This is a genomic window from Streptomyces sp. TRM70350 (assembly GCF_019219825.1).
In the GTDB taxonomy this organism is placed as follows: domain Bacteria; phylum Actinomycetota; class Actinomycetes; order Streptomycetales; family Streptomycetaceae; genus Streptomyces.
This window is the reverse complement of the sequence record NZ_JAHUXH010000009.1, coordinates 156,550-173,324: the sequence shown is the minus strand read 5'-3', so window position 1 is coordinate 173,324 and position 16,775 is coordinate 156,550. Positions and strand designations below refer to the sequence as shown.

4 protein-coding genes are annotated in these 16,775 nt (G+C 73.5%); 2 read left to right on the top strand and 2 right to left on the bottom strand.

Annotated elements, in window-relative coordinates:
* Positions 1 to 68: 68 nt before the first annotated feature.
* Positions 69 to 1,223: an alkaline phosphatase PhoX gene (locus KWI83_RS16995; protein WP_218515196.1), complete on the top strand. Its 1,155-nt coding sequence runs from the start codon at positions 69 to 71 to the stop codon at positions 1,221 to 1,223.
* A 340-nt stretch (positions 1,224 to 1,563) separates the two neighbouring features.
* Positions 1,564 to 1,776 carry a hypothetical protein gene (locus tag KWI83_RS16990; RefSeq protein ID WP_218515195.1) on the top strand — a complete coding sequence of 71 codons (213 nt, stop codon included), beginning with the start codon at positions 1,564 to 1,566 and terminating at the stop codon, positions 1,774 to 1,776.
* A gap of 98 nt (positions 1,777 to 1,874) precedes the next feature.
* On the opposite strand, the gene KWI83_RS16985 is transcribed toward KWI83_RS16990, so the two are convergent.
* The gene (locus tag KWI83_RS16985; RefSeq protein ID WP_218515194.1) at positions 1,875 to 2,084 is read right to left on the bottom strand and encodes an MbtH family protein; all 210 of its coding nucleotides are present in this window, start codon (positions 2,082 to 2,084) and stop codon (positions 1,875 to 1,877) included.
* The gene (locus KWI83_RS16980) at positions 2,081 to 16,375 is read right to left on the bottom strand and encodes a non-ribosomal peptide synthetase (RefSeq protein ID WP_218515193.1); all 14,295 of its coding nucleotides are present in this window, start codon (positions 16,373 to 16,375) and stop codon (positions 2,081 to 2,083) included. The genes KWI83_RS16985 and KWI83_RS16980 overlap by 4 nt, the downstream gene beginning before the upstream one ends.
* Positions 16,376 to 16,775: the final 400 nt, after the last annotated feature.

The window sequence follows — 16,775 nt, the reverse complement described above, 5'->3', positions numbered from 1 at the left end:
TCTCCTCCGTGACCAGTCGGCGGTGCTCAACCACACCGGAATTACTCGCCTTTGACGGAGGAGTAGCAGTGGATCGCCGTACCCTTCTTCGCAGTGCTGTCGTCGGCGCCGGCTCGGTGGCCTTCGGCTTCACCATGACCCGGGAGTCCCTCGCCTATCCCGCCCGGACCGGCCCCAGCCCGTACGGAGCCCTCCAGGCGGCCGACGCCAACGGAATCATGCTTCCGGCGGGCTTCACCAGCCGGGTGATCGCCCGCTCCGGCAAGACCGTGTCCGGCACCACCCACACCTGGCACAACGCCCCGGACGGCGGCGCCTGCTTCGCCGACGGAACCGGCTGGATCTACGTCTCCAACGCCGAGGTCGGCAGCCGGGGCGGCGGGGTCGGCGCGATCAAGTTCTCCGGTACCGGCGCGATCACCGCCGCGTACACCATCCTGTCCGGCACCAACCGCAACTGCGCCGGCGGCGACACCCCGTGGAACACCTGGCTGTCCTGCGAGGAGACCACCCGCGGCTTCGTGTACGAGACCGACCCGTGGGGCGTCGAGGCGGCCGTCCGGCGGGACGCGATGGGCCGGTTCAAGCACGAGGCCGCCGCGTGCGACGCCGACCGCGAGGTCATCTACATGACGGAGGACGAGAGCGACGGCGCCTTCTACCGGTTCATCCCCACCACCTGGGGCGACCTGTCCTCCGGCACCCTGCAGGTGCTGACGGAGAGCAACGGCACCCTGTCCTGGGCCACGGTGCCCGACCCCAGCGCCTCGGGCGGCAACCAGACCCGCAGCCAGGTACCGAACACCAAGAAGTTCAGCGGCGGCGAGGGCTGCTACTACAAGGGCGGGACCTGCTTCTTCACCACCAAGGGCGACAACCGCGTCTGGGCCTACAACGCGGTGAACAACACCCTCGCCATCGCCTACGACGACAACCTCACCTCCAATCCCCCGCTCACCGGCGTGGACAACATCACCGGCGCCGCGGTCGGCGACCTCTATGTGGCCGAGGACGGCGGCAACATGGAGATCTGCGTCATCACCCCGGACGACATCGTGGCCCCCTTCCTGCGCATCACCGGCCAGAGCTCCTCGGAGATCTGCGGCCCGGCGTTCAACCCGGCCGGGAACCGGCTCTACTTCTCCTCCCAGCGCGGCACCAGCGGCTCCAGCAGCGGCGGCATCACCTACGAGGTGACCGGCCCCTTCCGCACCGCCCTCTGACCCAGCCTCACCGGTGGGGGCGCCGACGCCCGGCGCCCCCACCGGCCTCTGCGCGAAAACCCTCACCAGGAAGGCAGCTCATGGCCCTCGCCCCGCCCGTGCCCGGGCCGCGCCGCGTACGCTCCCTTGCCTCCGGCAGCGCCCTGGTGCTGACCGCCGCGTCGCTGACCATGCTCTCCGCAGCCCCCGCACACGCGGCCGACACCTGCGGCCACACCTCGACCCGGATCCGCCGGGTCCAGGGCGCGTCGCACATCTCCCCGCTGAACGGTTCCAGCGTCCATGACGTCCGCGGTGTGGTCACCGCGGTTGGGCCGAACGGCTTCTGGTACCAGGACCCGTGCCCGGACACCAGCGACGCCACTTCCCGGCCACCCTGCCCGACAGCGACCGCTACAGCTACAGCTACAGCTACGACGGCAACTCCCAGGCCCTCGACCACCTGCTGATCTCCCCGGCCTGGTCACCGCCGGCTACGCCTTCGACGCCGTCCACACCAACAGCGAGTTCGCAGTCCGGCCCACCGACCACGACCCGCAGGTCACGCGCCTGAACATCCTCTGAGCCGGAACCACCGCGCGCCGGGGCGCCGCCGACGACCGGCAGCGCCCCGGCGCGTTCGCTCACGGGCGACGACGTGCCATCAGCGGCTCAGCCCTGCCGGGCGGCCAGGCTCGCCGGGCGCAGGTCGGTCCAGTGGGACTCGACGTAGGCGAGGCAGGCTTCGCGGGTGTCCTCGCCGAAGGCGGTGCGCCACCCGGCCGGAACCTCGGCGAAGGACGGCCACAGCGAGTGCTGGTTCTCGTCGTTGACGAGGACCAGGAAGCGGCCCTGCGGGTCCTCGAACGGGTTGGTCGTCATGCGTTGTCACTCCTCGCGGATGCTGCGGATGGTAGGGCTGGTACGGATGGTACGGACGTGGTGGACGTTACGGTGAACAGCTCCGAGAGCGGCTGTTCCGGGTTGGCGGCCGCGCTGCGCAGCAGTGCCAGAAGTTCGTCGGCGAGCCGCCGTGCCTTGGCGGTGCCGAGCAGGTCGGTGGCGTGGATCAGCCCGCAGTGGACCGGGCCGTCGCCGCGGGGTTCGTAGAAGCTGAGGGTCAGCTCCGCGCGCGTCGAGCCGGTCGGTACGGCCTGGAGGGAGCCCATGCCGCCCTCCAGCTGTTCCAGGTCGGCCTGTTCGTGGTGGATGACCATGACCTGCGGTCCTCGCGGCGGCAGGCCGGCGGCGCGTACGACCTCGTCGAACGGGACGTCCTGACGGTCCAGGGCGTTCAGCGTGGTCTCGCGGACCCGGGTCAGCAGTTCGGCGAAGGTGGGGTCGCCCGCCGTGTCGGTGCGCAGCACGACCGTGTTGAAGAAGCAGCCGACCAGGTCGGCGAGTTGGTCGTCGGTGCGGCCGGCGACCATCGTGCCGATGGGCAGGTCGGTGCCCGTGCCGTGGGCGGTGAGCAGGGCCGCCAGGGCGGAGTGCAGCACCATGAACATGCTGGTGCCGGTCGCCCGGGCCAGCCGGTCGACGGCCGCGTGCAGGGCCTCGTCGAGGACGAAACCGACGTGGTCGGCGGCCAGACCCGCTGCGCCGAGCGTGGCGGGGCGCGGGCGGTCCGCGGGCAGTGCCAGTTCCCGGGGGGCGTCCCCCAGTGTCCGCCGCCAGTAGGCGAGTTGCTGTCCGCCCCGGCTGTCCGGGTCGGTGAGGTCGCCGAGCACCTCGCGGGCCCAGTGGGCGTAGTCGGTGTACGTCACCGGCAGCGGCTCCCACTCGGGCGCCCGGCCCGCCGTACGGGCGGCGTACGCGGTGGTGAGGTCGCGGAACAGGGGCACCACCGACCACTCGTCCACCGCGAGGTAGTGCAGGGTCAGCAGGACCGCCTGGCTGCCGTCCTCGGCGGTGAGCAGCCGGGCCCGCAGGGGCGCCTCCCGCTCCAGGTCCGGTGCCTGGGCGGCGAGTTCGGTCAGCCGTGCGTCGAGGTCGGCGCACCGCTCCATGGCCAGGACGGGGGCCTCGGCAGGCTGCGGGAACACCGTGCCGTCGCGCTCCGTGAACGCCGTGCGCAGCGGCTCGTGGCGGTCCGTCACGTCGGCCAGGGCCGCGGCGAGCGCGTCGGCGTCCAGGCCGCCCGGCGAGCGCAGCACCAGGGCGTGGTCGAAGCCGCAGCCGCGTCGGTACGCGTCCCACTGCCACCGCTGGACCGGCGCGACCGGCATCTGGGTGGTGTCGCCCGCCCCGCGCTCGGCGGCCCGCAACGCGGGGCGGGCAGCCGTGGCCCCGTCGAGCTTGGCCGCGATACCGGCGACGGTGAGCGCGTCGAAGACGTCCCGGACGCTCAGCTCGGCCCCGAACTCGGCGCGGATCCGGCCGAGGAGCCGCATCGCGGCCATGGAGTGACCGCCGAGCGCGAAGAAGTTGTCGTGCACGCCGACGCTGTCGAGCTTCAGGATCTCGCAGAACACGTCGGCGAGGCGGGCCTGTGTCGCGGTGGCCGGGCGGGCGTCGCCGGTCATCGCCGACCAGTCCGGCGCGGGCAGGGCCCTGCGGTCCAGCTTGCCGTTCGGGGTCAGCGGCAGCGGGCCGTCGAGCGGTATGACCAGCGCGGGGACCATGTACTCGGGCAGCAGCCCGGCGACATGGGCGCGCAGCGCCTGGTGATCGAGGTCCGCCCCGCGCTCGGGGACGGCGTAGCCGACGAGGCGGACGATGTCGCCGTCGCGGTCCGGCACCACGGCGGCCTGGGCGACCGACGGGTGTGCGGCCAGGGCGGCCTCGATCTCGCCCAGCTCGATCCGGAAGCCGCGCACCTTCACCTGGGTGTCGACGCGGCCGAGGAAGTCGAGGTTGCCGTCCGCCCGCCAGCGGGCGCGGTCACCGGTGCGGTACATGCGGCTGCCGGGCGGGCCGTACGGGTCGGCGACGAACCGCTCCGAGGTGAGCGCTGCCTTGCCGAGGTAGCCGCGGGCGAGGCCGCGTCCGGAGACGTACAGCTCCCCCGCCACACTCGGCGGGACCGGCCGCAGGTGCTCGTCGAGGACGTAGCAGCGGGTGTTGGGGTCCGGTCGGCCGATGGGAACGCGGCCGGAGGGCCTGCCCCCCTGCTCCCGGGAGGGCCACAGCGTGGAGTTGACCGTCGCCTCGGTGAGTCCGTAGGCGCAGATCAGGTGAGCCGCGGTGCCGAAGCGTTCGAACAGGTCCGGCGGCACCGTCTCGGTGCCGACCAGGACGGTGGAGCCCCCGGGCAGCTCGCAGCCGGGCGGCAGGGCCGACACCAGGGACGGCGGCAGGATCATGTGGGTGATCCGCTGGTCGGCGAGGAAGTCGGTGAGCGCCGGTCCCGCGACCCGTGCCTGGTCCGTGATCAGGACGAGGCGTCCGCCGTGGCACAGGGCCATCGACAGCTCGAAGACGAAGACGTCGAAGCCGATCGACGCGAACTGCAGCACCCGGCTGTCGGGTTCCAGGCCCATGCGGTCGACGGCGGTGGCGACCAGGCTGGCGATGCCCTCGTGCGGGACCACGACGCCCTTGGGGCGACCGGTCGAACCGGAGGTGTAGATCACGTACGCGGCCTGGTCCAGGGCGACCGGGTCGCCGTCCACGGGCGCCTCGGACAAGGCATTGAGCTCACGAGCCGTTTCCGGGGCGTCGAGCAGTACCACCGCCACGCCCGCCACGTCGGGGATCTTCCCGGCCACCTGCTCGGCGCCGACCACCAGGGCCGCTCCCGAGTCCCCGATCATGTACGCGAGCCGGTCGGCGGGGTGGGCCAGGTCCAGCGGCAGGAACGCGGCACCCAGCTTCAGCGCGGCGAGCACGGTGGCGACCATGTCGGCCGAGCGGGGCACAGCCACGCCGACGACGCTCTCGGAACCGACACCTCGCGCGGCGAGGAGCCGGGCGATGCGGTTCGAGCGGGCGTCCAGCTGGGCGTAGGTGACCGAGCGGGAACGCTCCACCACGGCGATGGCGCCGGGCCGTTCGGCCAGCCGCCGGGCGAACAGGGCGGGCAGGGACGCCTCGTCCACCTCCCGTGCGGTGGCGTTGAAGCCCTCCAGGACCAGTCGGCGCTCGTCGTCGGCGAGGATCTCCGCCTGCGAGACGGGCCGCTCGGGCGCGGCGACGAGTGCGGCGACGAGTCTGCGGAGCCGGTCGCCGATCCGCTCGGCGGTCGCCTGGTCGAACAGCTCGGTGGCGAACTCCAGTCGGCAGGTGAGCAGGCCCTCGTCGCCGTCGGCGGCCAGGCGCTCGGTGAAGCTGAACACCAGGTCGAACTTGGCCGAGCCGACCCGGAACGGCACGTACTCCGCCCGGAGTCCGGGCAGTTCGAGTCCGTCGCCGGTGCGGGCGTGGTAGCCGACCATCACCTGGAACAGCGGGTTGCGGGACAGCGACCGGGTGGGGTTGAGCTTCTCCACGACCGACTCGAACGGCACGTCCGCGTGCGAGAACGCGGCCAGGTCGGTCTCCCGGACCCGGGCCAGCAGTTCGCCGAAGCTCGGGTCGCCGCTCAGGTCGGTGCGCAGCACGAGGGTGTTGACGAAGAAGCCGACCAGGTCGTCCAGCGCCTCGTCGCCGCGTCCGGCGATGGGCGCGCCGAGGGGGACGTCCGTCCCGGCGCCCATGCGGTGCAGCAGGGCGGCGACAGCCGCGTGCACGACCATGAACATGCTGGCGCCGGTCTCACGGGCGAGCCGCTTCAGCCCTTCGTGGACGTCGGTGTCGAACTCGATGTCGAGCTCGGCGCCGGAGAACGCCGGGCGTGCGGGCCGGGGTCGGTCCGTGGGCAGTTCGAGTTCCTCGGGCGCGCCGTCCAGCGTCGTACGCCAGTACTCCAGCTGCCGGGCGGCCAGGCTGTCCGGGTCGGCGGGGTCGCCGAGCAGGCGCTGCTGCCACAGCGCGTAGTCGGCGTACTGGACGGGCAGCGGCTCCCAGTCGGGGGCCTCGCCGGTGTCGAGGCGGGCCGCGTAGGCGGTGGCGAGGTCGCGCAGGAACGGACGGTCCGACCACTCGTCGGTGGTGATGTGGTGCAGCAGCAGGATGACGACGTGGTCGTCCGGCGCCAGCTCCACGATCGTGGCGCGCAGCGGCAGTTCGGCGGCGAGGTCGAACGGCCGGTTGACCGTCACGTCGACGATGCCCGGTACCTGGTCCTCGGTGGCGCGGAGGCACTCGACCACCGGGTGCGCATCCTCGGCGGGTAGCACCCGCTGGAACACCTGGCCGTCACGCTCGGCGAAGACCGTGCGCAACGCCTCGTGACGGGCCGTCACGTCGGCCAGCGCCAGGCGCCACGCGTCCACGTCGAGGGTGCCGTGCAGCCGCATGACCAGCGGGAAGTTGTACGCGGCCGAGGTGCACTCGATCTGCTGGATGACCCACAGTCGCTGCTGGGCGTGGGACAGCGGCAGTTCGTCGGGCCGTTCGCCGGCCGTCAGTGCGGGGCGGGCGGCGCCGCCGGAGCGGGCTGCGCGCTCCACCAGTTCGGCGACGGTGTGCGCCTCGAACAGGTCCCGGATCGCCAGTTCGGCGTCCAGCGCGGTGCGGGCCCGGCTGACCAGGCGGGTGGCCAGGAGGGAATGGCCGCCCAGTTCGAAGAAGTCGCTGTCGATGCCGACGCTGCCCTCGGGCAGGCCGAGCACGTCGGCGAAGAGCGCGCACAGCGTCTTCTCCTGCTGCGTGCGCGGCGCGCGGCTCGTACCCGTACCGGCGAAGTCCGGGGCGGGCAGGGCCCGCACGTCCAGCTTGCCGTTGACGGTGAGCGGCAGCGTGTCCACGGCGACGAGCGCGGAGGGGACCATGTAGTCGGGCAGGCCCGCCTTGAGGTGGTCGCGCAGCCGCTGAAGCAGGTCGTCCCCGACCTCGCCCCCGGCCTCCGGCACGAAGTACCCGACCAGGCGCTTCGTCCCCGCCGCCTCGTTCACGACCACCGCGGCATGAGCCACCTTCGGGTGCGAGGACAGCGCCGTGGTGATCTCGCCCAGCTCGACGCGGTAGCCGCGGATCTTGACCTGGTCGTCGGTGCGGCCGAGGAAGTCCAGCAGGCCGTCGGGACGCTGCCGTACGAGGTCACCGGTGCGGTACATCCGCTCGCCCGGCTCACCGAACGGGTCGGCGACGAACCGCTCCGCGGTCAGGCCGGGCCGGTCGTGGTAGCCGCGGGCCAGGCCGGTGCCCGCGATGTACAGCTCGCCGGGGCAGCCCGGCGGGACGGGCCGCAGCATGGTGTCGAGGACGTAGGCGCGGGTGTTGCGGATCGGCAGACCGACGGTGGGGGTGGCGCTGTCGGTGGTAGAGCCGCCGAGCGTGTTGATCGTGTACTCGGTCGGCCCGTACAGGTTGTAGCCGTAGACACCTTCAGTGCGGCGCAGCCTGGTCCATACCGCGTCGGACACGGCCTCGCCGCCGAGCAGGACCAGGGCGGGCCGGTGCTTCCCGGCCGCCTCGTCCCGGTCGAGCAGGCCCTCCTCGATGAGGAGTTGGGCGTACGTGGGTGTCACGTTGACCACGTCGACGCGGTGCCGGTCGCAGTAGGCGACCAGGGCCTCGGCGTCGCGGCGCAGTTCCTCGTCGCAGACGTGCACCTCGTGGCCCTCGACGAGCCACAGCAGCTCCTCCCAGGACATGTCGAAGGCGAAGGACACGGTGTGCGCGATGCGCAGCCGTCGCCCGCCCGCCGAGGCGATGGCCGGGTCGAAGATCTCCTTCTGGTGGTTGAGCTGCATGTTCGTCAGGCCCCGGTACGGGGTGACGACGCCCTTGGGGCGGCCGGTGGAGCCGGAGGTGTAGATGACGTACGCCGGGTACTCCAGGCGGTCCGGTATGTCGTGCGCGAACGCCGGGCGCTCGGCGTCGGTGATCTCCCCGTCCGGGAGCGCGGCGAGTTCGGCGGCCACGGCCTCGTCGTCCAGGAGGAGTTCGGGTGCGACCGGGCCCGTCTGGCCGCGCAGGGTCGGGGCGACGGCGGTGGTGGACAGCAGGCACAGGGGGCCGGTGTCCTCGACCATCAGGCGCAGCCGGTCGGCCGGGTGGTCCAGGTCGAGGGGGAGGTAGGCGGCTCCGGTGCGCAGTACGGCGAACAGGGCGGCCACCATCTCGATGGACCGGGGCAGCGCGAGGGCGACGACCTTCTCCGGGCCCGCGCCCCGGGCGAGCAGCAGCCGGGCCAGGCGGTTGATGTGCGCGTCCAGTTCGGCGTACGTGAGGGCGCGTTCGCCGAAGACCAGCGCCACCGCGTCCGGGGTGCGGGCGACCTGCGCGGTGAGCATGTCGGCGATGGTCTCGTTCGGCACCGGGTCCCGGGTGGTCTCCCAGCCTGCCACCAGGGCGGCGCGCTCGGCGGGCAGGAGCAGGTCGACGCCGACGGTGCGGGCGGAGGCGGCGGCCGGACCGGCGAGGGCTTCGGTCAGGCGCTCCAGGACGGTGGTGAACCGGGTGAGGATCGTGGTGGCGTCCTCGGCGTCGAACAGGTCGGGCCGGGCCGCCAGGGTCACCCGCAGCCGGGTCTCCGGCGTGACGATCAGCGTGAGCGGGAAGTGGGTGCCGTCCACGTTGGACACGTCGGTGATGCCGTGCCGCTGCCTCAGCTCGGCCGCGCGGTCCTCGCCGTCGGCCGAGCGCAGCACGAACAGGGTGTCGAACAGGCGACGGTGGCCGGTCTCCTGCTGGAGGGTGCCCAGGCCGACGTACTCGTACGGCATGACGGCGGCGCGCTCGGACTGTATCCGCCGCAGCAGGTCGAGCAGGGGCTCGTGCGGGGTGAGGGCGACGCGGGCCGGGATGGTGTTGAGGAACATGCCGATGATGCCGGCGACGTTCGGCACCTCGGCGGGGCGTCCGGCGACCGCGGTGCCGAAGGCGACGTCGCCGCGGCCGGTCATGGCGGAGAGCACCAGTCCCCAGGCGGCGTTGAGCACGGTGTTCAGGGTGAGTCCGTGCCGTCGTACGGCGGTGCGCAGCCGGTCGCTGGTCTCCTGCGTCAGCACGGAGTCGAGGTCGACGGGGATCACCGGGCCGCTGTCGCGGCCGGTCGGGGCGAGAAGGGTCGGCTCGTCGAACCCGGCGAGCGCGCGTCGCCACGCCTCGATCGCGGCCTCGTTGTCCTGCTCGTCCAGCCAGGCCAGGTAGTCGCGGTAGGAGCCGGGGGCCGTCAGGCCGGTGGCGTCGCCGGACCGCTCGTACAGCGTGAACAGTTCCTCCAGGAACAGCCACGCGGACCAGCCGTCCCACAGGATGAGGTGGTGGGTGACGACGAGCCGGTCCCGGCCGTCGCCGAGCCGGATCAGCAGCAGGCGGGCGAGCGGCGGTGCGGACAGGTCGAAGCGCCGTCGGCGGTCTGCCGCCAGCAGCTCCGCGGTCCGGGTCCGCTGCTCGTCGGCGGGCAGGGCGGACAGGTCCTCCACCACGAGGGGGATCTCGGCGCCGTCCACGACGAACTGCACCGGGCGGGGCAGGCCGTCGCTGAGGAATCCGGCCCGCAGACCGGCGTTGCGGTCCAGCAGCGTCCGGCAGGCGGCGCGCAGCCGGTCGGCGTCGACGCGGTGGTCGAAGTCCAGGGTCTCCTGGGAGAGGTAGACGTCGAGGGCGTCGCCCGTGTCGTAGGTGGCGTGGAAGTACATGCCCTCCTGGAGCGGGGAGAGCGGCCAGATGTCGGTGACCGGCAATCCCCCGGCGGCGGTCTCGACGCGTTCGGTCTCCTCCGGGGTGAGTTCCAGTCCGCCGAGCGGGGCGGGAGGCTCTTGCGGTGTTCCGGCCGCGGCGGTGAGCTGGTCGAGCAGGGCCCGCAGGGCGGGGTCGACCGTCGCGCCGGACTGTTCCTGCTGGGCCAGCATCGCCTTCAGGGCCGCCGCGGCCTGCCCGGCGCCGGGGGCCGGGACGGTGACGGCCGGGGCTTCGGCGGCAGGCCGCACGCTGTCCTGGTCCTGCTGGGCTGCGGCTGCGGCTGCGGCGAGCGCGGCGGGCGTACGGTGCTCGAACACGTCGCGCGGGCTGATCGTCAGTCCCCTCTCCCGGGCCTGGGTGGCGACGGCGATGGAGGTGAGGCTGTCGCCGCCGAGGACGAAGAAGTCGTCGTCGGCGCCGATCCCCGGCATGCCGAGGACGGCGGTGAAGATCTCGCACAGGGCGCGTTCCCGCTCGTCGCGCGGCGCGCGTCCGCCCGCCTTGGGAGCAACCTCCGGTGCGGGCAGGGCGTTCTGGTCGAGCTTGCCGCTGGGCGTCAGCGGCAGTTCGTCCACGGCCACGACGGCGGACGGCACCATGGTCGCGGGCAGCGCGTCGGCGAGCGCCGCGCGCAGGGCGTCGGTGTCCAGGGCGCCGGTGCCGGGCGCGGGGACGGCGTAGCCGACGAGGGCTCCGTCGCGGACGATCACCGCCGCGCGGGCGACTCCGGGCAGGCCCGCCAGCGCCGCCTCGATCTCGCCCAGTTCGATGCGGTTGCCGCGGATCTTGACCTGGCGGTCGGTGCGGCCGAGGTATTCGACGGCTCCGTCGGAGCGGCGCCGGACCAGGTCGCCGGTGCGGTACATGCGCTCACCGGGCGCGCCGAACGGGTCGGCGACGAACCGCTCGGCGGTCAGTCCCGGCCGGTCGTGGTAGGCGCGGGCCAGTTGGACGCCCGCGAGGTACAGCTCGCCGGGGACGCCGTCGGGGACGGGGCGCAGGAAGGCGTCGAGCACGTACAGGCGGGTGTTCCACACGGGCCGGCCGATCGGCACGGCGAGCTCGCCGCCGCCCTCGTACGGGAAGTACGTCACGTCCACGGCCGCCTCGGTGGGCCCGTAGAGGTTGTGCAGCGGCACCGGGCGGCCGGTACCGGCGCGGGAGGTCAGCTCCCGCCAGCGGCGGGCGTCCGCGCCGGTGAGCGCCTCGCCGCTGCAGAAGACGCGGCGCAGGCTCGCCGCCCACTCCGGCGTGCCCGTACCGGCCTCCGCGACCTGGAGGAACGCGGCCAGCATCGACGGCACGAAGTGCATCGTCGTGATCCGCTCGGCGCGGATCAGCTCGGCCAGGTAGGCGGGGTCGCGGTGGCCGTCGGGGCGGGCGAGGACGACGGTGGCGCCCTCGACCAGCGCCCAGAAGAACTCCCACACCGACACGTCGAAGCTCGACGGCGTCTTCTGCAGCACCCGGTCGTCCGCGCCCAGCCCGTACGCGCCCTGCATCCAGGCGAGCCGGTTGACGATCGCCCGGTGGGTGACGACGACGCCCTTGGGGCGGCCGGTTGAGCCGGAGGTGTAGATCAGATACGCGGGGTGGTCGGGACCGGCCGACTCCCCCGGCACGTCGGGCGCATCCTCCTCGTGCCCGACCACGAGGTGCTCCAGGCCCGGCACCTCGGGCAACCGCCCGGCCGCCTCCGCCGTGGTCACGACGGTACGTGCGCCGGAGTCGCCGAGCATGAACGCGACCCGGTCGGCGGGGTAGTCGAGGTCGACGGGCAGGTAGGCGGCGCCCGCCTTCAGAACGCCCAGCAGGGCGACCATCAGCTCCGCCGAGCGCGGTACCGCGACCGCGACGAACCGCTCCGGGCCCGCGCCCCGCGCCCGCAGCCGACGGGCCAACGCCTCGGCACGGCGGTCGAGTTCGGCGTAGGTCAGCTCGGTGCCCTCGAAGACGACCGCCGTGGCCTGCGGGGTGCGCGCCACCTGGGCGGCGAAGAGCGAGGCGAGGGTGGCCTCCGGGACGGGGTGCGCGGTGGCGTTGAGGTCGGCGAGACGTTCCTGCTCCCGGCCGGAGAGCAGGCCGGTCCGGGAGACGAGGCGGCCGGGGTCGGACACCAGCGTTTCCACAAGCGCCACGAACCGGTTGGCGAGCACGGCCACGGTCAGCTGGTCGAGCCGCGCCGCGTCGTGCTTGAACCGCAGGCGGAGGCGGCCGTCCTCGGGCTCGACGATGAGCGCGAGCGGGTAGTGCACCGCGTCGAACACCTCGGTGCCGGTGATGGACAGCGCGTCGGGACCGTGGGCGGCCGTCACGTCGGCGGTCGGCTGGTTCTCGAACACGACGAGCGTGTCGAAGAGTTCACCGCCGCCCACGGTCCGCTGGATGTCGGCGAGGCCGAGGTGCTGGTGGTCCAGCAGGGCCGCGTGCTCGTCCTGGATACGCCGCAGCAGCTCGGTCAGCGGCTCGTCGGCGCGCAGGCGGACGCGGGCCGGGATCGTGTTGATGAACAGGCCGACAGCACAGTCCAGGCCGTCGACCTCGGTGGTACGCCCGGACACCGTGGTGCCGAACACGACGTCCTGGCTGCCGGTCAGCCCGCCCAGCAGCAGGCCCCACAGGCCGTGGACGACGGTGCTGAGGGTGAGGCCGTGGGTGCGGGCGCAGGCGGTCAGGTCGGCGGTGAGCCGGTCGGGCAGCAGGGTGTCGACGTGCTCCGGCCGGGCGGCGGCCTTGTCGTCGTCCGTGGCGGCGGAGAGGTCGGGCAGCCGGGTCGGTTCCTCCAGGCCGGACAGGGCCTGCCGCCACGCCTCACGGGCGGCGTCGCGGTCCCGGCCGGTCAGCCAGGCCAGATAGGGGTGCGGGGCGGCCGGCTCCGGCAGCTCCTCGCCCCGGTAGGCGGCGAGCAGTTCGCGCAGCAGCACGGAGACGGACCAGCCGTCGGCGATGATGTGGTGCAGGGTGAGCAGCAGCCGGTGGCGCTGCCCGTCCCGGATCAGGGTGGCCCGCATCAGCGGCGGACGGGCGAGGTCGAACCGCTCGGCGCGGTCCGCCGCCAGCAGTTCGTCCAGGCCGGTCCCGTGCACGTCGGCCTCCCGCCAGGGCAGGGCCACGCGCTCCGCGAGCCGCTGGACGACCTCGCCGCCGGGCAGCTGGCGGAACGAGGCGCGCAGCAAGGGGTGCCGGTCGAGCAGCAGTTGCAGCGCCTGACGCAGTCTGCCCGGGTCGACGGAGCCCGCGAGGTCGAGCAGTTCCTGGACGACGTACAGATCCGCGGCCCGGTCGTCGAACTGCGCGTGGAAGAAGAAGCCTTCCTGGAGCGGGGAGACGGGCAGGGCGTCTTCGTCGAGTTCCACCGGGGCCGCGGGGGCCGTACGGGCTGGGGACCGGCCTGCGGCGCGGGCGAGCGCCGCCACGGTCCGCTGCCGGAACACGTCGCGCGGGCTGATCGCCAGTCCGGCCTCGCGGGCGCGGTTCACCAGCTGGATCGCGACGATGCTGTCGCCGCCCAGTTCGAAGAAGCTGTCGTGGACACCCACCGACGGCAGGCCGAGGACGTCCGCGAAGAGCGCGGCGAGCGCCGTCTCGGCCGGGGTGGTCGGCGCGTCGGATCCGCTCATGGCGGTCCACCGGGGTTCGGGCAGGGCGCGGCTGTCGAGCTTGCCGTTGGGCGTCAGCGGCAGCGGTCCGTCGAGGGCGACGACGGCGGACGGCACCATGTAGTCCGGCAGTGTGTCCGCCACGTGGGCGCGCGCGGCCGTCACGGCGGCGCCGGTGTCCCCGCCGTCCGCCTCGGCGACGAGGTAGGCGACCAGGCGCTGCACGCCGCGGTGGTCGTCGCGGGCGAGGACGGCGGCCTGGGCGATGCCGGGGCAGGCCATGAACGCGCTCTCGATCTCGCCGGGTTCGATGCGGTGGCCGCGTATCTTGATCTGGCCGTCCGCCCGGCCCAGGAACTCCAGGTTGCCGTCGGCTCCCCAGCGCACCCGGTCGCCGGTGCGGTACATCCGGCCGCCGGGCGCGCCGAACGGGTCGGCGACGAACCGCTCGGAGGTCAGCCCGGGCCGGCCCAGGTAGCCGCGGGCCAGGCCGCGTCCGGCGACGTACAACTCCCCCTCGGCGCCCACGGGTACGGGGCGCAGGGCCGAGTCGAGGACGTACGCGCGGGTGTTGGGGTCGGGCCGGCCGATCGGTGCGGGGCCCGGCCGCTCGGTGTTCGCGAGCCACAGGGTGGAGTTGACCGTCGCCTCGGTGAGCCCGTAGGCGACGACGACCCTCAGCCGCCCGGACCAGCGGGCGATCAGCTCGCTCGGCACCGCCTCGGTGCCGACGATCAGGACGGCGCCCTCGGGCAGCTCGCAGTCCTGCGGCAGCGCCGAGACCAGCGACGGCGGCAGGATCATGTGGGTGGCGCGGTGCCGGGCGATGTACTCGGTCAGGGCGGGACCGGCGACCCGGCGTTCGGCGGGGACGACGATGATCCGGCCGCCCACGCACAGCGACATGATCAGGTCCCAGACCGTCACGTCGAAGCCGACGGACGCGAACTGCACGACCCGGCTGGTGGCGTCGACCCCGATCCGGTCGGTGGCCGTGGCGATGAGGCTGCCGACGCCGTCGTGGGTGACGACGACGCCCTTCGGGCGGCCGGTGGAGCCGGAGGTGTAGATGACGTACGCGGCCCGGTCCAAGGCGATCGGCGGTCCGAGGTCCGCACCGTCCAGTGCGGCGCGTTCGTCCGCCGTGGCCGGATCGTCGAGCAGCACCTGGGCGAGACCGGGCATCTCGGGGAGTTCGGCGGCGAGTTCGCGCACGGTGACGACGGTGCGCGCCCCGGCGTCGGACAGCATGTAGGCGATCCGGTCCTGGGGATGATCGGCGTCCAGCGGCAGGTAGGCCGCCCCGGCCTTCATCACCGCGAGCAGGGCGACGACGAGTTCGGGCGAGCGGGGAAGGGCCACGGCGACGACGTCCTCGGCGCCCACGCCGCGGGAGGCGAGGAGCCGGGCGAGACGGTTGGCGGCGGCGTTGAGCTCGGCGTACGACAGCTCCCGGTCCTCGCACACCAGCGCGACGGCGTCGGGCGAGCGGCGGACCTGCTCCTCGAACGCGGCGGGCCAGGACAGCTCGGGCACCTCGCGCGGTGCCACGGCGAACTCGTCGAGCAGCCGGGCGCGTTCGGTACCGGAGGTGAGTTCGATGTGGCCGACGGGGCGGTCGAGGTCGTCGGCGAGGGAGCGCAGCAGCCGGAGGAAGCGGTGCTCGTGGTCGCGCAACGTCGGTTCGTCGCAGGCGTCCGCGTCGGCGTCGAGGTGGACGCGGAGTCCGTGGCCCGCCGACGCCTCGGAGAAGCTGAAGGCCAGATCGCTGACCGGGCCGAGCCACGTCGGGTGGAGCGCGGCCGTGTGGTCGTCGAAGCGCAGGTCCAGGGCGCGGGGCAGGATGTTGACGGTCGGGCCGACCAGCTCCGCCACGCCGTCGGCCAGTCCGAGGTCCCTGGCGAGGTCCTCCGCCCGGTACCGCCCGTGCTCGACCGCTTCGCCGACCGCGCGCCTTACGTCGGCCATCAGGTCGGCTGCGGTCGTACCGGGGCGGACGGACACCCGCAGCGGGACGACGTTGGACATCATGCCCGGCACGGCGAGCGACACGGCGTCCCGGCGGGCGGTGACCGGCAGGCCGAGCACGAGGTCCCGCTCACCGCTGACCCGGTGCAGGTAGGCGGCCACGGCAGCCACCAGGACGTGGGAGGACCGCACGCCCGCCTTCTGGGCGGCGGCGCCCAGCGCGGCGGTCTCGTGCGGGGACAGCTCCGTGGTGCGGCGCAGACGCCGCGTCATCAGTGAGGGGGCGCGTTCGACGAGGCGTACGGGCTCCGGACGGTCGGCCATGCGGTCCAGCCAGTAGGCGCGGTCCGCCTGGTGCTGCTCGGAGCCGCGGTACGCCTGGTCGGCGGCGACCAGGCGGGCCAGCGCCCAGTCGGGGGCAGCGGGAGCCTGTTCGCCCGCGCTGTAGAGCTCGCCCACCCGGCGGGTGAGGAGCGCGACACCCATGCCGTCGACGAGGATGTGGTGATAACGCTGGTACCAGAGCGCACGGTCGTCCGCGAGCCGGAGCACCGCCTGGACGAACAGCTGCCCGGCCGCGAGGTCGACGGTCCGGTCGCGGTCGGCCTCCATCCAGTCGGCGGCCGCCCGTTCAGGGTCGGGCTCGCCTCGGAAGTCGACGACGGGCACGTCGACGGGCATCCGCTCGACGGTCTGCCGTGGGGCGCCGTTCTCGGCCGTGACGCGGACGTGCAGGGCCTCCGCCTCCTCGACGGCCTGCCGTACGGCGGCCGCCAGACGGGCCTGGTCGACGTCGCCGTGCAGTTCCAGGGCGAACGAGATGTTGTAGGCCGTGCTCTCCGGCTCGATCTGCTGGGCAAGCCAGATGCCGGATTGCCCGCCGGTGACGGGTGTCCCGGCAGCGGAGGTCCGGTCCGACTCGGCGTCAAACATCTTCGGAAGGCCCTTCCCTGGTGGTGCGTCGGTGGGATGAGTGGGGAGTCGTACGACCGTGGGGTGCGGGGCAGGGCGCCTCGCGGGTCGCCGACAGGACGACGGGGATCCCGACGGGAGCGTCATCGGGGAGACGCGGAGATACGCGTCCTGTGCGCGGGCAACGGGACCGAGGCCGGTGCGCGGCCCTGGCTGCGGAGTGCTGGGACCCGGACGGGCGGAACGCGGACGGCTCTCGCGCGGATCTTGCCGGGGCGTGGCACGCCCCGGCGCGCTTCGTTGTGCCGGAACCCTGCCCGCTGCCGGCGGACAGCCCCGGCGACGTGCACCGCTGAGCCGCCTCCCGTGGCCGGGCGGGCGTCAGCGGTGCACCGTCAGTCGCAGAACGGCCGTCACAGGA

Excerpts from the sequence above, each read along its gene's own strand:
- KWI83_RS16985 (WP_218515194.1), bottom strand. The coding sequence starts at position 2,084 with ATGACGACCAACCCGTTCGAGGACCCGCAGGGCCGCTTCCTGGTCCTC.
- KWI83_RS16980 (WP_218515193.1), bottom strand. The coding sequence starts at position 16,375 with ATGTTTGACGCCGAGTCGGACCGGACCTCCGCTGCCGGGACACCCGTC.